We start from the raw sequence: 25561 nt of genomic DNA on the forward strand, positions 1-25561 counted from the left end.
CTTGCATCAGAAGGACCCGGTAATGGCAAATCACAGCCGTGCAGGCCAACCTGCACAACAAAGCGATTTGATTAACGTCGCTCAGCTGACCGCGCAGTATTACGTGCTGAAACCGGTCGTGGGCAACGCAGAACACGCAGTGAAGTTTGGTACATCTGGTCACCGCGGCAGCGCGGCGCGCCACAGCTTTAACGAACCGCACATTCTGGCCATTGCTCAGGCCATTGCGGAAGAGCGCGCTAAAAACGGCGTTACCGGTCCGTGCTACGTGGGGAAAGATACTCATGCCCTGTCTGAACCGGCGTTCATCTCTGTTGTGGAAGTGCTGGCGGCAAACGGCGTCGATGTGATTGTTCAGGAGAACAATGGCTTCACCCCAACGCCTGCGGTCTCTAATGCCATCCTGGTGCACAACAAAAAAGGTGGCGCGCTGGCGGACGGTATCGTTATCACGCCATCCCACAACCCGCCGGAAGACGGTGGTATCAAATACAACCCGCCTAACGGTGGCCCGGCCGACACTAACGTCACCAAAGTGGTGGAAGATCGTGCGAACGCGCTGCTGGCTGACGGTCTGAAAGGCGTGAAGCGCATTTCTCTGGATGCTGCCATGGCGTCCGGTCACGTGAAGGAGCAGGATCTGGTTCAGCCGTTCGTGGAAGGGCTGGCGGATATCGTCGATATGGCGGCCATCCAGAAAGCCGGCCTGAAGCTGGGCGTGGATCCGCTGGGCGGCTCCGGTATCGAATACTGGAAACGTATCGCCGAGCACTACAAGCTGGATCTGACCATCGTGAACGATCACGTCGATCAGACCTTCCGCTTTATGCACCTGGACAAAGACGGCGCGATCCGCATGGACTGCTCCTCCGAGTGCGCTATGGCGGGCCTGCTGGCGCTGCGTGATAAATTCGATCTGGCGTTTGCTAACGACCCGGATTATGACCGTCACGGTATCGTCACCCCTACCGGGCTGATGAACCCGAACCACTATCTGGCAGTTGCAATTAACTATCTGTTCCAGCACCGCCCGCAGTGGGGCAAAGAGGTGGCTGTCGGTAAAACGCTGGTTTCCTCCGCGATGATCGACCGCGTGGTCGAGGCGCTGGGCCGCAAGCTGGTGGAAGTGCCAGTGGGCTTCAAATGGTTCGTTGACGGTCTGCACGACGGCAGCTTCGGCTTCGGCGGTGAAGAGAGCGCGGGCGCATCTTTCCTGCGTTTCGACGGCACGCCATGGTCAACCGATAAAGACGGCATCATCATGTGCCTGCTGGCGGCGGAGATCACTGCGGTCACCGGTAAGAACCCGCAGGAACACTACAACGACCTGGCGGCACGCTTTGGTGCACCAAGCTATAACCGTATTCAGGCGAGCGCGACGTCAGCTCAGAAAGCGGCCCTGTCCAAACTCTCTCCGGAGATGGTCAGCGCAAGCACTCTGGCGGGCGATCCGATCACCGCGCGTCTGACGGCGGCACCGGGCAACGGCGCATCCATTGGTGGTCTGAAAGTGATGACCGAGAACGGCTGGTTCGCCGCGCGTCCGTCCGGTACGGAAGATGCGTACAAAATCTATTGCGAAAGCTTCCTCGGCGCTGAGCACCGTCAGCAGATTGAGAAAGAAGCGGTAGAGATTGTCAGCGAAGTGCTGAAAAACGCGTAAGTGATGTTCGGGGGCGGGCTGATGCCCTCACCCAGCCCTATCCCACAGGGAGAGGGAGAAAACACAAAAAACGGCAACCCCTGGGTTGCCGTTTTGCTTTTACTTAACTGTGCTTGTTCTTCAATTCAAACCGTGGTGACACCAGACCGTACAGCGTCCAGCCCATAAAGGTCACCATCGCTCCATAAAGCATCGCTTCCTGGCCGGATGAGTAGAGCGCATAGAAGCTGTAGATTGCCCCGATCAGCGCCACGATATTGGCCGCACGCGCTTTGCGTGGATCCACCTTCGCCACCTTCTGAATGATCACCAGCGCTGCCATCGACAGGATATACGGAATGATGTTCGTCACCACCGCCAGATTGACCAGCACGTTGAACTGGCTGTTCAGCGACGGGCTAATGGTCATCAGCGACAATCCGCTCTGGAAGATAACAATCGCCAGCATGCCCTGCACCGGCGCATCCGCTTTGGTCACGCGGGAGAAGATTTTTGGGAAGTAACCTTCATCAGCCGAGGATTTAAACACCTGTGCGATGGTGAACTGCCAGCCGAGGAGTGAACCGCAGCAGGACATCACCATCAGCCCCATGATCACTTTCCCGACCTCAGGCGTGAACATCTGCGCGAAGGCCAGCCCAAACGGCGCCGTAGAGTTTGCCAGATCCATGTTTGGCACAATACCCGCAATCACGTTAGTCGAGACGATATAGATCACCGCCGCGCCCAGCGTGCCGCCGAGGACCGCAATCGGCACGTTCTTTTCCGGATTCTCTACCACTTCCGCGTTCGCACAGGCGGATTCCAGACCCAGGAAGGCCCAGAGCGTCATGGCGATAGAAGAGCCTACCGCGGTAAAGAACGGCACATGGTGCGGGTTCCAGGAGTTGGCGTAGAGTGTCGGGCTGAACCAGAACCAGCCGATGATGCACAGGCCGACAACCGGGATAATCACGCCCCAGACGGTGATGCTGGAGAGCTGTCCGGTGATACGCGCGCCGCCAAAGTTAGCCACGGTACAGATCCACAGCACCCCGATGGTCGCCAGCCCAATTTGCACCGGGCTGAGCGTCGCGCCAAACAGCTCCGTACCGTAACCCACGGCGGAGATGGCGATCGCCACGTTGGCGATCAGCAGCGACACCCCGTAGGTATAGTTGGCCATAAAGTTGCCCGACTTGCCAAAGGCGTATTCGGCATAGCCGCCCATGCCGCCTGACTTACGGCTGAACATCCCGCACTTGGCAAACGCCCACGCCAGCGCCATGGAGCCGACTGCCGTCACCAGCCAGGAGATGATAGAGATGGTGCCCACCTCTGCCAGTTTGGTGGGCAGCATGATAATCCCGGAGCCCATCATGTTCACCATGGTGAGGATGGTCAGCTGCACCACGCCCATCTTGTTGGACTTACTCATAATTTCTCTCCTTTCAGCAGCGCGGGCTGAGCGGCGGGTTGTTTGATGACGTTACAGCGAACCTGTTTGCGACCCTCACACTCCTCGACGTACACACCCTGCAGCTCCGGCGCGAAGCCCGGCAGCAGGTTGATGCCTTCTTCCAGCGCGGCAAAGTAGCGCAGCACGGAACCGCCCCAGACTTCCCCTGGAACTACGCACAGTACCCCCGGTGGATAAGGAAGGGCGCCTTCGGCGGCGATGCGGCCTTCCGCGTCGCGCAGGGAGACCAGTTCAACTTCACCGCGCAGATAGGCGTAGTTCGCGTCCTGCGGGTTCATCATCACGCGTGGGAAGTGTGACTTGCGGAACATCTCTTTCTGCAACTGCTTCACGTTGTGGCGGGCGTACAGGTCATGCATTTCCTGGCAGATCTGGCGCAGGGTGTAATCCGCGTAACGTTCCGGATGCTGTTTGTAGAGAGATGGCAGGACGTCTTTCAGCGGAACATCGCTCTCGAGCAGTTTTTCGAAGCGCACCAGCTGCGCCACCAGCTGCTGCAGTTTTCCCATATCTTCCGCAGGCGTGAGCAGGAACAGGATCGAGTTGAGATCGCATTTTTCCGGCACGATGCCGTTTTCACGCAGGAAGTTGGCGAGGATAGTGGCGGGCACGCCGAAGTCGTCATACTCCCCGGTGCGGGCGTTAATACCCGGCGTGGTCAGCAGGAGCTTGCACGGGTCGATAAAATACTGATGCTCAGCGTAGCCTTCAAAAGCGTGCCAGTTTTCACCCGGTACGAAGTGGAAGAAGCGCAGATCGGTCGCAATTTCCGCCGTATCCCAGCTTTCCCACGGACGGCCATCCACCGTTTCCGGCACGAAGGGGCGCAGATACCGGCAGTTCTCCAGGATCAGCTTGCGCGCTTCGATACCGTTCACCACGCAATCCATCCACATGTTGCGGCCACTCTGGCCTTCGTGCATACGGGCGTTAATGTCCAGCGCAGCGAACAGCGGATAAAACGGGCTGGTGGAGGCGTGCATCATAAAGGCATTATTCAGGCGCTTGTGCGGGACATAGCGCTGTTGCCCTTTGATATGGCTGTCTTTCTTATGGATTTGTGAGGTCTGCGAGAAGCCGGCCTGCTGTTTATGCACGGACTGGGTGACCAGGATCCCCGGATCGTTTTCGTTCAGCTCCAGCAGCAGCGGAGAGCAGTCGGCCATCATCGGAATAAACTGCTCGTAACCCACCCAGGCCGAGTCAAACAGGATGTAATCACACAGGTGCCCAATCTTATCAACCACCTGACGGGCGTTATAGATGGTGCCATCGTAGGTACCCAGCTGGATCACCGCCAGACGGAACGGACGCGCATCGCGTGCACGGCCAGGCGCCACCTCTGCCACCAGCTCGCGCAGATAACTTTCTTCAAAACAGTGGGCGTCAATGCCGCCAATAAAGCCGTACGGGTTGCGCGCGGTTTCCAGATAGACCGGCGTTGCACCCGCCTGGAGGAGGGCACCGTGATGGTTAGATTTGTGGTTGTTACGGTCAAACAGCACCAGGTCACCCGGGGTGAGCAGGGCGTTAAGCACCACTTTGTTGGATGACGAGGTGCCATTCAGCACGAAGTAGGTCTTATCGGCATTAAAGACTTTTGCCGCATGCTGCTGGGCGATGCACGGTGCGCCTTCGTGGATCAGCAGATCGCCCATCGCCACGTCGGCGTTACACAGGTCGGAGCGGAAAAGCGTCTCACCAAAGAAGTCGACAAACTGATTACCGGCAGGATGGCGGCGGAAGAACTGGCCACCCTGATGCCCCGGGCAGTCAAACGCGCTGTTGCCCTGCTTCACATAGTCGACAAGGGCGCGGAAAAACGGCGGGCGCAGCTGGGTTTCATACTTCTGGGCTGCCGCTTCCAGCTGGCGTCCATAAAAGTCGTTGCTGGTGTCTGAATACTCAAATACGCCATGAATGCGCGATAAATAGTCTGCCGGGATGAACTCTTCTTTGTGCGTCGCGACAAATACAGGAATGCCAAAACCGGTGGCTTCTATTTCGTCCAGGATACCGCTGGCAATATCCGTGACCGCCAGAACAATGGCGGCAACATCAATATAATCAGAGGTGCGGACATCTACCAGTTCACGCTGGGTAGTAAAGCAATCCGGACATGCACGGCTGGCTGCGATTTTTAAACTTTTCATCTTTCTCTCTTTATTTTAGGTAATAAGCGTCCCTCGATTTCTTGCGAGAAAGAAATCGATAATTTTCCGGAAAAAAAGCAAAGGGTGGCCGCTGATTAAAATCAGTGAATTGCTTTTTTGATGATTGAAATTCAGTCCGCCCGGTGCGGATGAGTCTGAATTAAAATGAATGAGCGCACGAGTTCACAGGCAATGGCCTGTAAAATAAGGTGTTTCAGGATAACCTGTAAGCGAGTGCGCCAGAAGTCGAAGGACTACCGGGCATTAAAGAGATGAAAGTCAAAGCAGTTTCGGTGGGCAAACATCATGATATGTGTTGTCCGCCTTATATGGGGCATTAAGCGATTGTTGTTTTCCATGTTTCATTTTCCTTTCAGTAATTGAAAGCATGGTCATTTTATCCAGGGAAAGGCGATTAACCGTGAGGTAGATCACCGTTAACCGATCAAATCAGAAATAAATATTCGTTTTAGATGAATATCGCAGATCAAAATTCTGATTTGTTGATGATGCGTTAACAGGTTGTGTTGTCAATGTTTTAAATGAGCGAAAATAGCCCGTAAAAATAATTTGTGGGTTATTTGTGAAATATTGCCTGAGGGATTTCGTTTTTATTTAAAAATAAAATGAATAGTTATTCAAAGCATAAACCGATAACCGATACCGGTTTCAGTTAATAAATGGCGAGGGCGAGCGGGGTCAACTTCGAGTTTCTGACGAAGGTGTCCCATATATATGCGTAAATAATGACTATGTTCCACCGCGTTGGGCCCCCACACCTGACTTAACAGCTGGCGCTGGGTGAGTACCTTGCCGTGATTGTTGAGCAGTACGGCGAGCAGGCGAAATTCTATTGGCGTCAGATGGATTTCTTCTTCACCGCGCACAATACGCCGCGCGGCCAGGTCAACCCGGATATCCCCAAACGTGTAGGTTGGATCAGCAGGCGTGGTTGCGCTGTGGCGACGCAGCGCCACGCGAAGGCGAGCCTGAAGCTCGCCGATACCAAAAGGTTTAATTAGATAGTCATCCGCCCCGGCATCCAGCGCCGCGATTTTATCCGTCTCTTCCGTACGCGCGGAGAGCACGAGGATCGGCATCTGGCTCCACTGACGCACTTCCCGGATAAAATCGATGCCGTCGCCGTCCGGCAAGCCAAGATCGAGGATCACCAGGTCCGGCTTGCGGGTGGCGGCTTCAATTAAACCCCGTTGAAGCGTGCCCGCATCATGAACGCGCAGACCGTCCCCTTCCAGCGCAGCGCGCAGAAAACGGCTAATGGCGATCTCATCTTCAACAATCAGAACGTTGATCACAAATCCTCTGGTAATTCATTAAGTTCTGGCGGGGTTTCCAGAGGAAGTGTAACACAAAACCGCGCGCCGCCTTCGGGGCGATTTTCAGCGGAGATGGACCCGCCATGGACGTCAATGATCGCCTGGCAAATCGCCAGCCCCAGCCCCACGCCCGGAATGGCAGACTCCTTATTGCCGCGCGCGAATTTTTCGAAAATAGCCAACTCCTGCCCGGCTGGAATGCCGGGTCCGGTATCCCAGACGTCAAGGTGAAGCGTGCCGTCGTCCACCGTCGCATCTACGCCAATTTGCGCGCTGGCGCCCGCATATTTGCCGGCATTTTCCAGCAAGTTGATCAGCACCCGTTCAAACAGCGGACCATCAACGTGAATTAAGGTCAGGGGCTCGGGCATGTTCAGCGCAATATGCCGCCCGCCCAGGCCGGGTTCGAGCATTTTCAGGGCGCTGCCCACTACCTCTTCAAGCGTGAGCCACTCTTTTTTGAGGTTAAAACCGCCTGACTGGATACGCGCCATATCGAGCAGGTTATTCACCAGGCGCGTGGTATTCAGCACATGCTGGCGGATCTCGCTGGCCTGAAGCGCGTGTTTAGAGCCTTCGGCCGCCAGGTCCAGCGTCAGGATTTCTGACTGACCAAACAGGACGGTGAGCGGGGTTCGCAGATCGTGAGAGAGCGCCGCCAGCAGCGAGTTACGAATGCTTTCACGCTCGCTCGCCAGCCGGGCCTGCTCTTCGCTGGCGGTGAGGGCCAGCCGCTCCAGCGCGCTGGCAACCAGCAGCGTAAAGGTCTCCAGCAGCCGCTGCTGTTCGGGGATCATCAGCTGGCGCAGGTTTGAGGGCTCAACAATCACCAGCCCCTGATTTTTATCGGCGCTGCGCAGCGGCAGAATTTGGTAGGGCACGCCGGGCAGGGTGTCGGTCCCTGCGCCCGCAGGTAACCCTTTATCAAAGCTCCAGCGCGCGATGGCTTCGTCCCAGGGCGTCATGCCTGAGGCCGACGTCAGCGGGCGCAGCTTGCCGTGTTCGTCAGGGAGTAAAATCAGGTTGCTGGCATGAAACGTCGAGCGAATGAACTGCTCGCTGGTCTGCACGATATCCAGCGGCGTGCGGCCCACCGCCAGCGATTTCGACATCTCATAGAGATGGCGCGTGCGCTGCTCGCGATAGCGGGCGATACGCGCCTGGTAGCGCACGCCCGCCGTCAGATTCCCGATCACCAGCCCGACGGTGAGCATCACCGCGAAGGTGAGAATGTACTGCACGTCCGACACCGCGAGCGTGCCGCGCGGGGCAATAAAGAACAGATCGAAGCTGATGACGTTAATTACCGTCGCCAGTACCGACGGCCAGCGCCCGTAAAAGAGCGCCACCACCACTACGCCAAGCAGGTAGATCATCACCAGGTTGGCGGCATCAAATGCGATCAGCCACTGGCTGGCAATCACGGTAATCAGGGCGCAGAGCACGACGGCGACAAGACAGCCGCGCAGCTGAATGCGCCATTTATCGCTGAAGGCACGGCTGTCCGGCGCGCGGCTGGGTAACGGCGTGGGCTTATCATCCAGCGCCACGATCACCAGGTCCAGATCCGGTGCGCGGCGGGCCAGCTTGTCGGCAAATGATTCGCGGCTAAACCAGCGGCGATGCTGGCGACGGCCAATCACGATTTTCCCCAGATTGTGCTCACGGGCGTAGCGCAGGATGGCTTTATCTTCCTGAGGGTCGGAAAGGGTGGCGGTTTCGGCACCCAGCTCCTGCGCCAGGCGAAGCGAACTCAATATCGCGCGGCGCTGGTTCTCGGGCAGCGCGTGCAGCTGCGGCGTTTCGACATACACCGCATGCCAGACGCTGCCAAATTTGGCCGCCAGGCGCGCGGCGGTGCGGACAAGCTTTTCATTGCCGCTGCCGTGGCCTACGCACAGCAGGATGGCATCTCGCGTATGCCAGACGCGCTCCTGGCCCTGCAGGTCGCGCCAGGCGCGCATCTGATCGTCGACGCGATCGGCAGTACGACGCAGGGCCAGCTCGCGCAGGGCAATCAGGTTGCCTTTACGGAAGAAATGTTCGATGGCGCGCTCGGCCTGGCCGGCAATATAAACCTTGCCTTCGTGCAGGCGCTGGCGCAAATCGTCAGGGGGCAGGTCAACCAGCACCACTTCATCGGCGGAATCAAAGAAGGGGTCGGGCACCGTCTCGCGCACCTGAATGCCGGTCACGCCGCTGACCACGTCGTTCAGGCTTTCGAGATGCTGAACGTTAACCGTCGTGAAAACATCGATGCCGGCTTCGAGCAGCTCTTCTACATCCTGCCAGCGTTTTGGATGGCGTGAGCCTGGCGCATTGCTGTGCGCCAGTTCGTCCATCAGGATAAGGGCGGGACGGCGGGCGAGGGCGGCATCGAGATCGAATTCGGTGACTAGCCGACCGCGGTGGCTGATACGGCGGGGCGGCTGGGTGGCCAGCCCCTTCAGCAGCGATGCGGTCTCTTTGCGTCCGTGGGTTTCTACCACGCCTATCAATATATCGAGCCCCTGCGCCCGAAGCCGCTGGGCTTCCGTCAGCATGGCGAAGGTTTTCCCGACGCCTGCGCAGGCGCCAAAGAAAATTTTCAGTTTGCCGCGATGGGCTTCGGCCGTCTGTTCAAGCAGCCTGTCCGGATCCGGGCGCATGGGCTCGTCGGTCATTTAGTTTTTCCTTAGCGCGTCCAGCGCCAGATTCAGCTCAACAATATTCACCACGGGCATGCCGATAAAGCTGACCAGCGGCTTTTGCGTGTGCTCTGCAACCAGCTGGCTAACCTGTTCGACGGTCATCTGACGGGCCGCGGCGACGCGCGGGATTTGCCATGCCGCGGCTGCCGGCGTCAGGCTGTAGTCCAGCCCGCTGGCCGAGGCGGTAACCAGCTCTACGGGCACCTCACGGCTTGCCTGCGGATTTGCGGCGCGCAGGGCTGCCACGCGCTCAGCAACGGCTTTGTCCAGCTCGGGGTTGCTGCCCGCCAGGTTACTGCCGCCGGATGCCATCGGATTATACGGGCTTTCGGCAGTGGCGGAAGGGCGCCCCTGGAAGTAACGGGCATCGGTAAAGTTCTGACCAATCAGGCGTGAACCGCGGCTTTCACCGTTTTGCATAATCAGCGAGCCGTTGGCCCGATCCTTAAACCACCACTGGCCCAGCGCGGTGGTCACCAGCGGGTACAGCCCGCCGGTAATGAGAGACAGCAGAATAAACAGAAGTATAGCGGGGCGTAACATCGTCATTTGATTCACCTTTTAAACCAGGCCGAACAGCGTCAACAGCAGGTCGATAACCTTGATACCGATGAAGGGCACCACCAGCCCGCCCAGGCCGTAAATCCACAGGTTGCGGCGCAGCATGGCGGCGGCGGTGAGCGGCTTATAGCTCACGCCTTTCAGCGCCAGCGGGATCAGGAAGACAATAATCAGGGCGTTAAAGATCACTGCGCTCAGAATGGCCGATGCCGGAGAGTGCAGGTGCATCACGTTCAACGCGTTTAATTGCGGGTAGGTCGCAGCAAACGCCGCCGGAATGATGGCGAAATATTTCGCCACGTCGTTGGCGATACTGAACGTAGTCAGCGACCCGCGCGTCATCAGCATCTGCTTGCCGATGTGCACCACTTCAATCAGCTTGGTCGGGTTAGAGTCGAGGTCGACCATGTTGCCCGCCTCTTTTGCCGCCTGGGTACCGGAGTTCATCGCCACCGCCACGTCGGCCTGCGCCAGGGCAGGGGCATCGTTGGTACCGTCGCCCGTCATCGCCACCAGACGGCCTTCCGCCTGATACTGACGAATCAGCGCCAGTTTTGCTTCCGGTGTGGCTTCAGAAAGAAAATCATCCACGCCCGCTTCGGCGGCAATCGCCGCGGCGGTAAGACGGTTATCCCCGGTGATCATCACCGTTTTGATCCCCATTTTACGCAGCTGGGCAAAGCGCTCCTTGATGCCGCCTTTGACGATATCCTTCAGGGCAATCACCCCCAGCACGTGTGCCCCTTCGGCCACCACCAGCGGCGTTGCCCCCTGACGGGCCACGCTTTCGACCAGGCTGTCCACTTCCGGCGGGAAGTGGCCATTGTTGGCCTCAATGTGGCGACGGATGGCGTCAACAGAGCCTTTACGGATCATGCGATCCTGAATGTTAATGCCGCTCATGCGGGTTTGCGCCGTGAAGGGCACGAAAGTAGCGTGAAGGCTCTGAACGTCGCGCTGGCGCAGGTTAAAGCGCTGCTTGGCGAGGATCACGATACTGCGGCCTTCCGGGGTTTCATCTGCAAGCGAAGAGAGCTGCGCGGCATCCGCCAGCGTTTTTTCATCCACGCCCGGGGCGGGCAGGAAATCTGACGCCTGGCGGTTACCGAGGGTAATGGTCCCGGTTTTATCCAGCAGTAAGACGTCCACGTCACCGGCGGCTTCAACCGCACGCCCGCTGGTGGCGATGACGTTGGCACCGAGCATACGGCTCATGCCGGCTACGCCGATGGCTGACAGCAGGCCACCAATGGTGGTGGGGATCAGGCAGACCAGCAGCGCCACCAGCACCGTGATGGTGACCGCGGTGCCGCCATAGGCGGAGAACGGCCACAGGGTCGCGGTTGCCAGCAGGAAGACGATGGTCAGGGCCACCAGCAGGATGGTCAGGGCGATCTCGTTCGGTGTTTTACGGCGCTGGGCGCCTTCCACCATGGCGATCATCCGGTCGAGGAAGGTTTCCCCCGGGTTAACGCTACACTGGATCACCAGCCAGTCGGAGAGAATGCGCGTCCCGCCCGTCACGGAGGCGAAATCGCCGCCGGACTCACGGATAACCGGCGCGGACTCCCCGGTAATGGCGCTTTCATCCACCGAGGCGCCCCCTTCGATGACTTCACCGTCGCAAGGGATAATGTCACCGGCTTCCACCAGCACCACATCGCCTTTGCGCAGTTCATCCGCCGGAACGTGGTCCATCTGCGCGCCGTATTTCGGTTCACGCAGCTTGCGCGCGAAGGCGGTTTTCTTCACCCCTTTCAGGCTGTTGGCCTGGGCTTTACTCCGGCCTTCCGCCAGCGCTTCCGCAAAGTTGGCGAACAGCACGGTAAACCACAGCCACAGGCTGATGGCGCCGGTAAACGTTGCATTTCCCGGCATGTGGCCCGTTCCCATGGCAATCGCCAGGGCGGTGGTCAGCACGCTTCCCGCCCAGACAATAAACATCACCGGGTTGTGCCACTGCACGCGCGGACTCAGCTTTTTCACCGCATCCATGAGCGCCTGGCGAACTAATGACGGTTCGAACAGGGCCAGTTGTTTACGACTCATGACAATTTCTCCGCAAAATCAGCGTAAAGAGAGGTATTCCGCGACCGGGCCTAACGCGAGGGCGGGGATAAAGGTCAGGGCGCCGACCAGTAACACGGTACCCGTCAGCAGGCCGATAAACAGCGCGCCGTGGGTTGGTAATGTCCCGGTGGTGGTCGGCTGGATTTTTTTATTCACCAGCGATCCGGCAATCGCCATGACCGGCACAATGATCCCGAAGCGACCCACAAACATGCAGAACGCCAGCAGGCAGTTCCAGAACGGTGAGTTGGCGCTTAAGCCCGCAAAGGCGCTGCCGTTGTTGTTGGCGGCAGAGGAGACGGCATACAGCACTTCGCTAAAACCGTGAATGCCGGGGTTAAAGATGCCGCTGCGTCCGGCCTCGGTCATCAGCGCCAGCGCGGTGCCGAGCAGCACAAGCGCAGGGGTGACCAGAATCGCCAGCGCGGTTAATTTCATCTCGCGAACGTCGATTTTTTTACCGAGATATTCCGGAGTGCGGCCAATCATCAAACCGGCAATAAATACCGCCAGCAGCACGAACAGCAGCATGCCGTAAAGACCCGAGCCCACGCCGCCAAAGACGACTTCGCCAATCTGCATCAGCCACATCGGGATCATGCCACCCAGCGCCGTAAAGGAATCATGCATGGCGTTGACTGCCCCGCACGAGGCCGCCGTGGTGACTACCGCATACAGGCTGCTGGCAAGAATGCCAAAGCGGCTCTCTTTACCTTCCATATTGATATTGCTGTTGGCCCCAAGCTGCATGAAATGGCCGTTGCCGCTCCATTCAGCCCACATCACCAGCGCCACGCAGACCACAAAGATAAGTGACATCGTCCAGAGCAGGGTGCGGCCCTGACGTCGATCGTTAACCACGTCACCAAAGGCGAAGCAGAGCGCGGCGGGGATCAGGAAAATCGCCAGCATCTGCACAAAATTGGTTAGTGCGGTAGGGTTTTCAAACGGATGCGACGAGTTGGCGTTGAAGAAGCCACCCCCGTTCGTCCCGAGCATTTTGATGGCTTCCTGTGACGCTACTGGCCCCATCGGCAGGAGCTGTTTTGCACCTTCCAGCGAGGTATAGGGCGCGTAAGGCATCAGGTTTTGCAGGGTGCCCTGCTGGATGAAGAACAGCGCGATCAGCAGCGCAATTGGCAGCAGGATCCACAGCGTAATTCGGGTTAAATCCACCCACGCGTTACCCAGGGTATTGATTTTCTGACGCGCAAACGCACGCGTCAGCGCGAAGATCACGGCGATACCGCTGGCGGCCGAGAGGAAGTTTTGCACGGTTAACCCGACCATCTGGCTGAAATAGCTCAGCGTGGTTTCACCGGCGTAGGACTGCCAGTTGGTGTTAGTGACAAAGCTCACCGCCGTGTTCAGCGCAAGATGCCAGGACAGGCCCGGTAACTGTTGCGGATTCAGCGGCAGGATGCCCTGCAACATCAGCATGGCAAAAAGCGCAATGAGCCCAACGATATTCAGCAGCAGAATGGCGATCAGATACTGACGCCAGTTCATCTCCCGATCGTCTATTCCCAGCACGCGCCAGATCCCTTTTTCAACGCTTCCCGTGCCGGGCAAAGGAACGTTGTTGATCAATCGTGCCAGTCCCGATCCCAGTGGCCTTGCCAGAATGAACAGTACCACTAAGAAGCTGGCAATAAGCAGAAACGCCTGAGCAGCCATCAGAAGGCCTCCGCATTTATCAGGGCATAGACCAGATAACCCAATAACAGGAACACCAGCACGATGCCGGCAATAAGACCTGCACTCACAATCCACCTCCAGGTGACTTTCGTTGTTGTACTAACGGTAGGATTTCCGGCGCAAAGATTTCGCAAAAATGGGGAGGGCGGGTGTAAAAAAAGTATAAAAATGGCAAAGCCCACAATTTAACTATTGATAAGTAAACTGTTAACTTTTTTGTAACTTAATTACGGCGTGAATGTAAATATTCACTAAATGGGCAAAAATAAGTGGTCGGATGAGTAGTAAAATTACAAACAAAGCGATATTATTTTAGCCAGGTCACAGATTTTGAATTTTCCGGATGACGTTTCCGGCCAACTATAGGGGAGAAAATATGGATCTTTATAAAGAGTATCCGGCTCATATCGTGTTCTTGCGCCGCGCTTTCGCCGTAGTGGCTGGCGTGCTGGCTCTGCCGGTGATGCTGTTCTGGAAAGATCGTGCACGTTTTTACAGCTATCTGCACCGCGTCTGGGCGAAAACCAGCGAGAAGCCGGTGTGGATGGATCAGGCCGAGAAAGCGACCTGCGATTTCTACTGATACTAAGACTACACATAGCAATAAAAAAAACCGCCACATTACTGTTGGCGGTTTTTTTGTCCCTCGGGATTCGCGGTCCGTTGGGTGGTCTTGCAGCCCCTACCCGGGGTTTTTATCATACCTTCCTGTAAGCAGATGGCAATCCCTCGAAGCCTTTATAAATTCCTAATTTTATTCGAGTATCTTACCTTCGCAGCGGATGTTAATTATGATGCTGCGTCCCTTTCCGCCATCTCGCAAATGGGCATCGGTCCTGGGAAAGGTGTACTTACAGCCGTAAAGCAGCCCGCCTACCCGGGCTTGTGTCCACCGCCTTATCACCGGTGGTGAACGGTGGAGCGGTTAGCAGCAGGGACCGCATAATGAAACGCTATTTTTGCATCGCGTTCATTGTCGCCAGCGTACTCGTTGTAAAGAGCGATGAACCTAATGGGTTTGTCGCGTTAACCACGATAGCGCAGGACAAGTAGCGCTAAGGCCGCCTCGGGCGGCCTTTTTTATTTCATCCCGTCTACACTTCATGGCAAAGTAGTTCAATGCATGCTTTTTCCTTTTACGGCATGCCCTTACGGACATAATGGATAATTGCCTGGAGTTTTATGCCCACCCATCTGGTTTGGTTTCGCGCGGACCTGCGCGTACATGACAACATCGCCCTTGCGGCAGCCTGCCGCGCCAAAGACGCTAACGTACTGGCCCTGTTTATGGCCACGCCCGAGCAGTGGCGGCAGCACGATATGGCCCCCCGGCAGGCGGCTTTGCTCCGGGCGTATCTGAACGATCTGCAGCACTCGCTTGCCGGGAAAGGCATACCGCTTCTCTATAAAGAAGTGGGTGATTTTGCCGCACAGCTTCAGACGGTGCAGGAGACATGTAAGCAGCACAACGTCACGCATCTTTTTTACAACTATCAGTACGAATTCAACGAACAGCAGCGCGACCGCCAGCTGGAGAAGATGCTGGAAGGGGTGGTCTGTCAAGGGTTTGATGACAGCGTGATGCTGGCGCCGGGCAGCGTGGTGACCGGCAACCACGAGATGTATAAAGTTTTTACGCCGTTTAAAAATGCCTTTATCAAACGTCTGAAAGAGGCGCTGCCGGAGTGCGTTGCCGCGCCTGCCGTACGAGGCGAAGCCATAAAGGTTCTGCCTGAGCTGACGTTTGATTACCCTCAGCAGCCGTTTGATAAAACGCTGTTCCCCGCCGATGAGAAATCGGCCATCGCCCAACTGCGCCAGTTCTGCAAGCAGGACGCGGGATATTACGACGCGCGTCGGGATTTTCCCGCCATCGAGGGCACCAGCCGCCTGTCGGCCTGTCTGGCGCTGGGCGCGATCTCACCGCGCCAGTGTTTGCATCGCCTGCTGGCGGAGCAGCCGCAGGCGCTGGAGGGGGGCGCAGGGTCTGTCTGGCTGAATGAACTTATCTGGCGCGAGTTTTATCGTCATCTGATGACCTTTCATCCAGGTTTATGTAAGCATCGGCCCTTCATTGGCTGGACCGATAATGTAAAGTGGCAATCGAATGATAAGCAGCTTAAAGCCTGGCAAAGCGGGCAGACGGGTTACCCGATAGTCGATGCCGCCATGCGTCAGCTTAACGAGACGGGGTGGATGCATAACCGCCTGCGGATGATTACCGCCAGCTTTCTGGTGAAGGATCTGCTTATCGACTGGCGTATCGGAGAGCGCTATTTTATCTCTCAGCTGATCGATGGCGATCTCGCCGCGAATAACGGCGGCTGGCAGTGGGCAGCCTCTACCGGCACCGATGCCGCGCCCTATTTCCGGATTTTTAATCCGACCACGCAGGGGCAAAAATTTGATGCGGACGGCGAGTTTATCCGCCGCTGGGTTCCTGAACTTAACGCTATACCTGCTAAAGCGATCCACGAACCGTGGGCATGGGCGGATAAACAGCGTGTAAAGCTGGATTACCCTCGTCCGATTGTCGACCATAAACAGGCGCGTGTCGCCACGCTGGCGGCGTACGAAGCTGCCCGCAAAGCATAAGAGAGTGATGATGAAAAACAGCGAACTGGAAAGCCTGATTAACGAAAAACTGAACAGTACCTCTTTCAGCGATTACGGCCCGAACGGGCTCCAGGTTGAAGGTCGTGAGACGGTGCAAAAAATTATCACCGGCGTGACGGCAAGCCAGGCGCTGCTGGACGAGGCCGTTCGTCAGAACGCCGACGCGGTGATTGTTCATCACGGTTACTTCTGGAAAAACGAATCGCCGATTATTCGCGGGATGAAGCGCAATCGTCTGAAAACGCTGCTGGCTAATGACATCAACCTGTACGGCTATCATCTGCCGCTGGATGCGCACCCGGAGCTCGGCAACAACGTCCAGCTGGCGCAGCTACTGGGGATTACCGTGATGGGGGAAATTGAGCCGCTGGTGCCGTGGGGCGAGCTGGCGATGCCGGTTCCTGGACTGGAGCTGGCCTCGTGGATTGAAGCGCGCCTGGGCCGTCGTCCGCTGTGGAGCGGTGATACCGGTCCGGATACGGTGAAGCGTGTCGCATGGTGTACCGGTGGCGGTCAGGGCTTTATCGACAGCGCCGCGCGTTTCGGCGTCGATGCTTTTATCACCGGCGAAGTTTCCGAGCAGACCATTCATTCGGCGCGTGAACAGGGGCTGCATTTTTACGCGGCTGGCCATCATGCCACCGAGCGCGGCGGCATTCGCGCCCTCAGTGAGTGGCTGACGGAAAATACCGATCTGGATGTGACCTTTATTGATATCCCTAACCCAGCCTGACGAGAGGTAGTTAAGTGCAGCGAGCGCGTTGTTATCTTCTGGGTGAAACCGCCGTGGTTCTGGAGCTTGAACCACCGGTGACGCTTGCCACGCAAAAGCGTATCTGGCGGCTGACCCAGCGTCTGGCCGAACTACCGGAGGTGGTTGAAGCCATTCCGGGGATGAATAACATCACCGTGGTGCTGCGTAGCCCGCATACCCTGGCGCTGGATGCCATTGAGCGTTTGCAGCGCTGGTGGGAAGAGAGCGAGGCGCTGGAGCCGGAATCGCGCGCCATTGAGATCCCGGTCGTTTATGGCGGTACGGGTGGGCCGGATCTTGGCGTGGTGGCAGACCACTGCGGATTAACCGAAAAGCAGGTTGTTGAGCTGCACAGCTCGGTTGACTACGTGGTCTGGTTCCTGGGGTTTCAGCCCGGATTCCCGTATCTGGGCGGGTTATCTCCCCGGCTGCATACGCCACGCCGTGCCGAGCCGCGCGTGAGCGTGCCGGCGGGAACGGTGGCTATCGGCGGCGAGCAGACCGGCGTTTATCCCCTGACATCGCCCGGCGGCTGGCAGCTTATTGGGCATACCGCTACACCGTTATTTGAACCCGGGCTGGAGACGCCAATACTCCTGCGTCCCGGCGATACCCTTCGCTTTATCCCGCAGAAGGAGGGGGTATGTTAACGCTTATTCGCGCCGGGCTTTACACCTCCGTACAGGATGCCGGGCGCTTTGGTCTTCGCCAGTCGGGCGTGAGCTACTGCGGTGCGCTTGACCGTCCTTCGCTGGAGATTGCTAACCTGCTTGTGGGCAACCCAGGCAGCACGGCGGCGCTAGAAATTACGCTGGGTCAGTGTGTGATTGAGTTTGGTCAGGAGACCTGGTTTGCCTTAACCGGCGCAGGGTGTGATGCGACGCTGGATGGCAAAGCGGTGTGGACCGGCTGGCGGCTGCGGGCGAAAGCCGGGCAGCGCCTGACGCTCAAACGTCCGCTGCACGGCGTGCGTAGCTATCTCGCGGTGGCTGGCGGCATCGACGTGCCGGAGGTATTAGGTTCATCGAGTACCGATCAAAAAGCCGGGATCGGCGGTCACGAAGGACGTTTGTTGCGCGACGGCGATCGGCTGGCAATCAAAGCCTCCGCGCGCCATTTCTCGACCACGCAGGGCGTAAAACAGCTGCTGTGGGGAAACCAGATCCGCGCCTTACCGGGGCCGGAATATCATGAGTTCGACGAGGCTTCTAAAGAGTCCTTCTGGCGCGCGCCGTGGAAGATCAGCCCGCAGAGTAACCGCATGGGCTACCGCCTGCAGGGTCAGCCGCTGACCCGCACGACGGACCGGGAACTGCTCTCCCACGGTTTATTGCCGGGGGTTATTCAGGTGCCGGGGAACGGTCAGCCCATCGTGTTAATGAACGATGCGCAAACTACCGGCGGTTATCCGCGCATTGCCTGCATCATTGAAGCGGATCGCTACCATCTGGCGCAAATTCCCCTCGGTCAGCCGATTCACTTCGTGCAGTGTTCGCTGGAGGAGGCGCTAAAAGCGCGGCAGGATCAGCAGCGTTATCTCGAGCAGCTGGCGTGGAGGCTTGATGGTAAAGATTGATTTGAACGCCGATCTGGGGGAGGGAAGCAGCGCTGATGCGGAACTGATGACCCTGGTCACCTCGGTCAATATCGCCTGCGGCTTTCACGCGGGGGATGCCCAAACCATGCTGGAGAGCGTGCGTAATGCTATTAAAAACGGCGTCGCGATTGGGGCTCACCCCAGCTTTCCCGATCGGGAAAACTTTGGCCGCACGGCGATGGATCTTCCCCCTGAGACGGTCTACGCGCAGGTGCTCTACCAGATCGGCGCGCTGGAGGCGATGGTGCGCGCCCAGAACGGCGTGATGCGCCACGTGAAGCCGCACGGCATGCTTTACAACCAGGCGGCGAAAGATGCGGATCTGGCGGACGCCATTGCCCGCGCGGTGTGGGACTGCAGCCCGCAGCTGATCCTTGTGGGTCTGGCGGGAAGCGAGCTGATTCGCGCCGGACAGCGGCTGGGGCTGACCACGCGTCAGGAAGTGTTTGCCGATCGGGGATACCAGCCGGACGGCAGCCTGGTGCCGAGGACGCAGGCCGGGGCGCTGATTACCGATGAAGGCAAAGCGCTGGCGCAGACGCTGGAGATGGTGCGCGCCGGGCGGGTGACCGCCGTGGATGGAACAGCGGCAAACGTTCAGGCCGATACGGTATGTTTACACGGCGACGGCGAGCATGCGCTCCAGTTCGCGCGCCGCTTGCGGGCAGCGTTTTCTGAAGAGGGTATCCTCGTCAGCGCCGAATAATGACGATAAGGACACAAAAATGCCTGAAGGTCCGGAGATCCGCCGCGCGGCGGATAGCCTGGAGGCGGCGATAAAGGGCAAACCCCTGACGGATGTCTGGTTTGCTTTTCCTCAACTGAAACCGTTTGAATCACAGCTGGTGGGCCAGACGGTGACCCATATTGAAACGCGCGGCAAGGCCTTGCTCACGCACTTTTCACATAACCTGACGTTATATAGCCATAACCAGCTTTACGGCGTCTGGCGCGTGGTGGAGGCGGACGAGCTGCCGCAAACCACCCGCGTGCTGCGCGTCAGGCTGCAAACGGCGGATAAAGCGATCCTGCTCTATAGCGCGTCGGATATCGAAATGTTAACGCCGGAGCAGCTGCTGACGCACCCGTTCCTGCATCGGGTCGGGCCGGACGTGCTGGACATGCGCCTGACGGCAAGCGACGTGAAGGCCCGGCTGCTATCCCCTAAATTCCGCAACCGGCAGTTTTCCGGGTTATTGCTCGATCAGGCTTTCCTGGCTGGCTTAGGCAACTATTTGCGGGTCGAAATCTTATGGGAAGTCGGGCTGGCGCCGCAGCATAAAGCGTCTCAGCTGAGCGATGAACAGCTGGAGGCGTTATCCCACGCGCTGCTGGATATTCCGCGGCTGTCGTACAACACGCGCGGCGTGGTGGATGAGAACACGCATCACGGGGCGCTGTTCCGGTTCAAGGTGTTTCATCGGGCGGGGAAAAAGTGCGAGCGATGCGGCGGGATTATTGACAGGATTATGCTTTCTTCGAGACCCTTTTACTGGTGCCCGCACTGCCAGAAATAAAAGTAAAACGGTAACTCAGGGGTTACCGTTTTTAAGGTGTTCACCCTCTCCCTGTGGGAGAGGGCTGGGGTGAGGGCATCAGGCCGCACCCAACTTCTGTTAGCGCTTGATATCAGACTTAAAATCACGCTGCTCGTAGCCGGTATACAGCTGACGAGGACGGGCGATTTTCATGCCTTCGCTGTGCATTTCGTTCCAGTGCGCAATCCAGCCTACGGTACGGGCCATGGCGAAGATCACGGTGAACATGGAAGACGGAATGCCCATCGCTTTCAGAATAATGCCAGAGTAGAAATCGACGTTCGGGTAGAGTTTCTTCTCGATGAAGTACGGGTCGTTCAGCGCGATGTGTTCCAGCTCCATCGCCACTTCCAGCAGGTCATCTTTGGTACCCAGCTCTTTCAGCACTTCGTGGCAGGTCTCACGCATGACGGTAGCGCGCGGGTCGTAGTTTTTGTAAACACGGTGACCGAAGCCCATCAGGCGGAAGGAGTCATTCTTGTCTTTCGCACGACGCACGAACTCAGGAATGTGCTCAACGGTGCTGATCTCTTCCAGCATCTTCAGTGCCGCTTCGTTCGCGCCGCCGTGCGCCGGTCCCCACAGGGAGGCGATGCCCGCAGCGATACAGGCGAACGGGTTCGCGCCTGAAGAGCCCGCGGTACGGACGGTAGAGGTAGAGGCGTTCTGTTCGTGGTCAGCGTGCAGGATCAGAATACGGTCCATCGCGCGTTCCAGCACCGGGTTCACTTCGTACTCTTCGCACGGCGTGGAGAACATCATGCGCAGGAAGTTGCCCGCGTAGGAGAGGTCGTTGCGCGGATACACAAACGGCTGGCCGATGGAGTATTTGTAACACATCGCCGCCATGGTAGGCATTTTGGACAGCAGGCGGAACGCCGCGATATCGCGGTGACGCGGGTTATTCACGTCAAGGGAGTCGTGGTAGAACGCCGCCAGCGCACCGGTAATCCCGCACATCACCGCCATCGGGTGAGAGTCACGACGGAACGCATGGAACAGACGGGTAATCTGCTCATGGATCATGGTGTGACGGGTCACGGTGGTTTTGAATTCATCGTACTGCGCCTGCGTCGGTTTTTCGCCGTTCAGCAGGATGTAGCACACTTCCAGATAGTTGGATTCGGTGGCTAACTGATCGATGGGGAAGCCGCGATGGAGCAGGATACCTTCGTCACCGTCAATGTAGGTGATTTTGGATTCGCAAGATGCGGTAGAGGTAAATCCAGGGTCAAAGGTGAATACACCTTTAGAGCCCAGCGTACGGATATCAATAACATCCTGACCGAGCGTGCCTTTTAGCACATCCAGTTCAATAGCAGTGTCACCATTTAGGGTGAGCGTTGCCTTTGTATCAGCCATTTACGGTCTCCTTAGCGCCTTATGCTTAAGACTGCGCTTTACCGGATTTGCTTTCAGCTGTTAATCACCGTTACCAGATTGTTATTTGGCTTACCGCTCAGCTCACGAGGACAAACCAGGGTACAGAGCTATGGCGCCTTGCAGGTAAACGAATGAAATATCAGTGAAACAACAGCAAATCAGCGTTTTTGCAGTCCGAATTATTCAAACCTGTATATCACTAATAACTGTCCTGATAACTTCGGTCAATACCATCACACTGTTACATAACTATTTGTCAGGTGAAAGAGAGACCTCATAACTTTTGCGCATTATATGCCTTTTCTGATGACGTTTGTAACAATATTGTTTAACATTTGTCAAATCAGATGATTAAAAATTAAAAAGATGTTGTTATCGTGACCCTGATCACTGTTCCAGAGAAAACCCGACAAACTGTATGTAGGTTAATTGTAATGATTTTGTGAACGGCCTATACTGCCGCCAGGTCTCCGGAACACCCTGCAATCCCGAGCCACCCAGCGTTGTAACGTGTCGTTTAAGCATCTGGAAGCAGTGTTTTGCATGACGCGCAGTTATAGAAAAGGAACGCTGCTTGACCCGCATCGCAGTCCGGAGGAAGGAAACAATAAGAACAGCATGTGGGCGTTATTCATGATAAGAAATGTGAAAAAACAAAGACCTGTCAATCTGGATCTCAAAACGATCCGGTTCCCTGTAACAGCAATAGCGTCCATTCTGCACCGTGTTTCTGGTGTGATTACGTTTGTGGCGGTCGGTATTTTGCTGTGGTTACTGGGCACCAGCCTCTCTTCCCCTGAAGGATTCCTCCAGGCCTCCGCCATCATGAACAGCTTCTTCGTGAAATTTATCATGTGGGGCATTCTGACCGCGCTGGCGTACCACGTCGTCGTGGGTGTTCGCCATATGCTGATGGACTTTGGCTACCTGGAAGAGACTTTCGAAGCCGGGAAACGCTCCGCTAACATTTCATTTGTGATTACTGTCGTGCTTTCACTTCTCGCAGGAGTTCTCGTATGGTAAGCAACGCCTCCGCATTAGGACGCAACGGCGTACATGACTTCATTCTGGTCCGTGCTACCGCCATCGTTCTCACTCTTTACATCATCTATATGATCGGTTTCTTCGCGACCAGCGGCACGCTGACGTGGGAAATCTGGAGTGGGTTCTTCGGATCCGCCTTCACCAAAGTGTTCACCCTGCTGGCTCTGTTCTCCATCCTTATTCATGCCTGGATTGGCATGTGGCAGGTGTTGACCGATTACGTTAAACCGCTGGCGATTCGCCTCCCACTGCAGCTGGCCATTGTTGTTGCACTGGTGGTTTACGTTATTTATGGATTCGTTGTGGTGTGGGGTGTGTAATGAAACTGCCAGTCAGAGAATTTGATGCTGTTGTAATTGGTGCCGGTGGCGCAGGTATGCGTGCCGCACTGCAAATTTCCCAGAGCGGCCAGACCTGTGCGCTGCTCTCTAAAGTTTTCCCGACCCGTTCCCACACTGTGTCTGCGCAGGGCGGTATCACCGTTGCGCTGGGCAACTCCCATGAAGATAACTGGGAATGGCACATGTACGACACGGTAAAAGGTTCCGACTACATCGGCGACCAGGATGCCATCGAATATATGTGTAAAACCGGCCCGGAAGCGATTCTGGAGCTGGACCACATGGGTCTGCCGTTCTCCCGTCTGGAAAATGGCACCATCTATCAGCGTCCGTTTGGCGGCCAGTCGAAAAACTTCGGCGGCGAGCAGGCGGCACGTACCGCGGCGGCGGCTGACCGTACCGGTCACGCACTGCTGCACACCCTGTATCAGCAGAACCTGAAAAACCATACCACCATCTTCTCCGAGTGGTACGCGCTGGATCTGGTGAAAAACGCCGATGGCGCAATCGTCGGCTGTACCGCGCTGTGCATCGAAACCGGTGAAGTGGTTTACTTCAAAGCCCGCGCTACCGTGCTGGCTACCGGCGGCGCAGGCCGTATCTATCAGTCCACCACCAACGCCCACATCAACACCGGTGACGGTGTCGGTATGGCTATCCGCGCGGGCGTGCCGGTGCAGGATATGGAGATGTGGCAGTTCCACCCAACCGGTATCGCCGGTGCGGGCGTTCTGGTAACAGAAGGCTGCCGCGGTGAAGGTGGTTACCTGCTGAACAAGCACGGCGAGCGCTTCATGGAGCGTTATGCCCCGAATGCGAAAGACCTGGCGGGTCGTGACGTGGTGGCGCGTTCCATCATGATCGAAATCCGTGAAGGCCGCGGCTGTGACGGCCCATGGGGTCCACACGCGAAGCTGAAGCTCGACCACCTGGGTAAAGAAGTTCTGGAGTCCCGTCTGCCGGGCATCCTGGAGCTGTCCCGCACCTTCGCACACGTCGACCCGGTGAAAGAGCCGATTCCGGTTATCCCAACCTGCCACTACATGATGGGCGGTATTCCGACCAAAGTGACCGGTCAGGCGCTGACCGTAAACGAGCAGGGCGAAGACGTGGTTATTCCTGGCCTGTTCGCGGTAGGCGAAATTGCCTGCGTATCCGTACACGGTGCAAACCGTCTGGGCGGCAACTCCCTGCTGGATCTGGTGGTGTTTGGTCGTGCAGTCGGTCTGCATCTGCAGGAATCCATTGCCGAGCAGGGCGCGCTGCGTGACGCAACCGACGACGAAATTGATGCCTCTCTTGAGCGCCTCAACCGCTGGAACGGTAACCGTAACGGCGAAGATCCGGTGGAAATCCGTAAAGCGCTGCAGGAATGCATGCAGCACAACTTCTCGGTATTCCGCGAAGGCGACGCGATGGCCAAAGGTCTTGAGCAGCTGAAAGCGATCCGCGAGCGTCTGAAAAATGCCCGTCTGGACGACACCTCCAGCGAATTCAACACCCAGCGCGTTGAGTGCCTGGAGCTGGATAACCTGATGGAAACCGCGTTCGCGACGGCGATGTCGGCAAACTTCCGTACCGAAAGCCGTGGCGCGCATAGCCGCTTCGACTTCCCGGATCGTGATGACGAAAACTGGCTGTGCCATTCCCTGTATCTGCCAGAGTCGGAATCCATGACGCGTCGTAGCGTCAATATGGAACCGAAACTGCGTCCGGCGTTCCCGCCGAAGATTCGTACTTACTAATGCGGAGACAGGATAATGAAACTCGAATTCTCAGTTTATCGTTATAACCCGGATGTTGATGATGCTCCGCGTATGCAGGACTACACCCTGGAAGCGGAAGAAGGTCGCGACATGATGCTGCTGGATGCGTTAATCCAGCTGAAAGAAAAAGATCCTACGCTGTCGTTCCGCCGCTCCTGCCGTGAAGGGGTTTGTGGCTCTGACGGTGTGAACATGAACGGCAAAAATGGCCTGGCCTGCATCACGCCAATTTCAGCGCTGCAGCGTCCTGGTCAGAAAATTGTTATCCGTCCTCTGCCAGGCCTGCCGGTCGTGCGTGATTTGGTGGTAGACATGGGGCAATTCTATGCACAATATGAGAAGATTAAGCCTTACTTATTGAATAATGGGCAAAATCCACCCGCTCGCGAGCACTTACAGTCTCCTGAGCAGCGTGAAAAACTCGATGGGTTGTACGAGTGTATTCTCTGCGCATGCTGTTCAACGTCCTGCCCGTCGTTCTGGTGGAACCCGGACAAGTTTATCGGCCCGGCCGGTCTGCTGGCTGCCTATCGCTTCCTGATCGATAGCCGCGACACCGAAACCGACAGCCGTCTGGAAGGGCTGAGTGACGCTTTCAGCGTATTCCGCTGCCATAGCATCATGAACTGCGTCAGTGTGTGTCCGAAGGGGCTGAACCCGACGCGCGCCATCGGCCATATTAAGTCGATGCTGCTGCAGCGCAGTGCGTAAGTAGCGAGAGGGGAGCGCTGTTCCCCTCACCCTAACCCTCTCCCTAAGGGAGAGGGGACAGATTGCAGGAAATCTTTAAAAACTGCCGACGGCATTCCCCCTCTCCCTTAGGGAGAGGGTAGGGGTGAGGGTAAAGACCCTTAGACAGTTTCTAAAGGTTCCTTCGCGGGCCACAAAGAG

At 57.0% G+C, this 25561-nt stretch carries 22 protein-coding genes; 12 read left to right on the forward strand and 10 right to left on the reverse strand.

The features are described 5' to 3' along the window. Positions 1 to 22: 22 nt before the first annotated feature. Positions 23 to 1663, forward strand: coding sequence for a phosphoglucomutase (alpha-D-glucose-1,6-bisphosphate-dependent) (gene pgm / locus NI40_RS05945; RefSeq protein ID WP_039261290.1), 1641 nt, complete (start codon positions 23 to 25; stop codon positions 1661 to 1663). 103 nt (positions 1664 to 1766) lie between these two features. Here pgm and potE read toward each other — a convergent pair whose 3' ends face one another. From potE to kdpF, 9 genes are all read right to left on the reverse strand, one after another. Beyond that, a complete protein-coding gene (gene potE, locus NI40_RS05950) occupies positions 1767 to 3080 on the reverse strand; it encodes a putrescine-ornithine antiporter (protein WP_014831099.1) in 1314 nt (437 codons plus the stop codon). Further along, on the reverse strand, positions 3077 to 5275 hold the full coding sequence (gene speF, locus NI40_RS05955) for an ornithine decarboxylase SpeF (protein ID WP_039261294.1): 2199 nt from the start codon (positions 5273 to 5275) through the stop codon (positions 3077 to 3079). Before speF ends, potE begins: the two co-directional genes overlap by 4 nt. A 254-nt stretch (positions 5276 to 5529) precedes the next feature. Further along, a complete protein-coding gene (gene speFL, locus NI40_RS23580; RefSeq protein WP_003858645.1) occupies positions 5530 to 5634 on the reverse strand; it encodes a leader peptide SpeFL in 105 nt (34 codons plus the stop codon). A 279-nt stretch (positions 5635 to 5913) separates the two neighbouring features. After that, positions 5914 to 6591 (reverse strand): two-component system response regulator KdpE, encoded by a 678-nt coding sequence (gene kdpE / locus NI40_RS05960; protein ID WP_008501074.1) that lies wholly within the window; start codon positions 6589 to 6591, stop codon positions 5914 to 5916. After that, positions 6588 to 9275: a two-component system sensor histidine kinase KdpD gene (gene kdpD, locus NI40_RS05965; protein ID WP_023310777.1), complete on the reverse strand. Its 2688-nt coding sequence runs from the start codon at positions 9273 to 9275 to the stop codon at positions 6588 to 6590. The genes kdpE and kdpD overlap by 4 nt, the downstream gene beginning before the upstream one ends. Further along, a complete protein-coding gene (gene kdpC, locus NI40_RS05970) occupies positions 9276 to 9851 on the reverse strand; it encodes a potassium-transporting ATPase subunit KdpC (RefSeq protein WP_039261298.1) in 576 nt (191 codons plus the stop codon). A gap of 12 nt (positions 9852 to 9863) precedes the next feature. Beyond that, positions 9864 to 11912 (reverse strand): potassium-transporting ATPase subunit KdpB, encoded by a 2049-nt coding sequence (gene kdpB / locus NI40_RS05975; protein ID WP_039261299.1) that lies wholly within the window; start codon positions 11910 to 11912, stop codon positions 9864 to 9866. Positions 11913 to 11930: 18 nt separating this feature from the next. Beyond that, entirely contained in the window at positions 11931 to 13610 is a 1680-nt protein-coding gene (kdpA, locus tag NI40_RS05980) for a potassium-transporting ATPase subunit KdpA (RefSeq protein WP_039261302.1), read from the reverse strand. After that, positions 13610 to 13699: a K(+)-transporting ATPase subunit F gene (gene kdpF / locus NI40_RS22535; protein ID WP_014069365.1), complete on the reverse strand. Its 90-nt coding sequence runs from the start codon at positions 13697 to 13699 to the stop codon at positions 13610 to 13612. The genes kdpA and kdpF overlap by 1 nt, the downstream gene beginning before the upstream one ends. A 308-nt stretch (positions 13700 to 14007) precedes the next feature. Between kdpF and NI40_RS05990 the strand changes: the two genes are divergently transcribed. From NI40_RS05990 to nei, 7 genes are all read left to right on the forward strand, one after another. Beyond that, positions 14008 to 14214 carry a YbfA family protein gene (locus tag NI40_RS05990; RefSeq protein ID WP_023310781.1) on the forward strand — a complete coding sequence of 69 codons (207 nt, stop codon included), beginning with the start codon at positions 14008 to 14010 and terminating at the stop codon, positions 14212 to 14214. Between the two features lie 599 nt (positions 14215 to 14813). Further along, on the forward strand, positions 14814 to 16226 hold the full coding sequence (gene phrB / locus NI40_RS05995) for a deoxyribodipyrimidine photo-lyase (RefSeq protein WP_039261303.1): 1413 nt from the start codon (positions 14814 to 14816) through the stop codon (positions 16224 to 16226). A 10-nt stretch (positions 16227 to 16236) separates the two neighbouring features. Then, entirely contained in the window at positions 16237 to 16980 is a 744-nt protein-coding gene (locus NI40_RS06000; RefSeq protein ID WP_023310783.1) for a type 2 GTP cyclohydrolase I, read from the forward strand. A gap of 14 nt (positions 16981 to 16994) precedes the next feature. Beyond that, positions 16995 to 17651 carry a 5-oxoprolinase subunit PxpB gene (gene pxpB, locus NI40_RS06005; RefSeq protein ID WP_039261304.1) on the forward strand — a complete coding sequence of 219 codons (657 nt, stop codon included), beginning with the start codon at positions 16995 to 16997 and terminating at the stop codon, positions 17649 to 17651. Continuing rightward, positions 17645 to 18577 carry a 5-oxoprolinase subunit PxpC gene (pxpC, locus tag NI40_RS06010; protein ID WP_033144949.1) on the forward strand — a complete coding sequence of 311 codons (933 nt, stop codon included), beginning with the start codon at positions 17645 to 17647 and terminating at the stop codon, positions 18575 to 18577. The genes pxpB and pxpC overlap by 7 nt, the downstream gene beginning before the upstream one ends. Next, on the forward strand, positions 18564 to 19304 hold the full coding sequence (gene pxpA / locus NI40_RS06015) for a 5-oxoprolinase subunit PxpA (protein WP_039261305.1): 741 nt from the start codon (positions 18564 to 18566) through the stop codon (positions 19302 to 19304). Before pxpC ends, pxpA begins: the two co-directional genes overlap by 14 nt. A gap of 19 nt (positions 19305 to 19323) precedes the next feature. After that, the gene (nei, locus tag NI40_RS06020; RefSeq protein WP_039261307.1) at positions 19324 to 20115 is read left to right on the forward strand and encodes an endonuclease VIII; all 792 of its coding nucleotides are present in this window, start codon (positions 19324 to 19326) and stop codon (positions 20113 to 20115) included. A gap of 99 nt (positions 20116 to 20214) precedes the next feature. Here the strand turns inward: nei and NI40_RS06025 are convergent, their stop codons facing one another. Then, on the reverse strand, positions 20215 to 21498 hold the full coding sequence (locus NI40_RS06025) for a citrate synthase (RefSeq protein WP_023334930.1): 1284 nt from the start codon (positions 21496 to 21498) through the stop codon (positions 20215 to 20217). Between the two features lie 639 nt (positions 21499 to 22137). Here NI40_RS06025 and sdhC point away from each other — a divergent pair. Genes sdhC through sdhB form a run of 4 tightly spaced genes read left to right on the forward strand, consistent with a single transcriptional unit; the run spans position 22138 to position 25381 of the window. Continuing rightward, positions 22138 to 22542, forward strand: coding sequence for a succinate dehydrogenase cytochrome b556 subunit (sdhC, locus tag NI40_RS06030; RefSeq protein ID WP_020684965.1), 405 nt, complete (start codon positions 22138 to 22140; stop codon positions 22540 to 22542). Further along, positions 22536 to 22883, forward strand: coding sequence for a succinate dehydrogenase membrane anchor subunit (gene sdhD, locus NI40_RS06035; protein ID WP_008501088.1), 348 nt, complete (start codon positions 22536 to 22538; stop codon positions 22881 to 22883). The genes sdhC and sdhD overlap by 7 nt, the downstream gene beginning before the upstream one ends. Then, entirely contained in the window at positions 22883 to 24649 is a 1767-nt protein-coding gene (sdhA, locus tag NI40_RS06040; RefSeq protein WP_023310789.1) for a succinate dehydrogenase flavoprotein subunit, read from the forward strand. The genes sdhD and sdhA overlap by 1 nt, the downstream gene beginning before the upstream one ends. 15 nt (positions 24650 to 24664) lie before the next feature. Next, entirely contained in the window at positions 24665 to 25381 is a 717-nt protein-coding gene (sdhB, locus tag NI40_RS06045; RefSeq protein ID WP_008501090.1) for a succinate dehydrogenase iron-sulfur subunit SdhB, read from the forward strand. Positions 25382 to 25561: the final 180 nt, after the last annotated feature.

The organism is Enterobacter sp. E20, assembly GCF_000801755.2.
In the GTDB taxonomy this organism is placed as follows: domain Bacteria; phylum Pseudomonadota; class Gammaproteobacteria; order Enterobacterales; family Enterobacteriaceae; genus Enterobacter; species Enterobacter asburiae_B.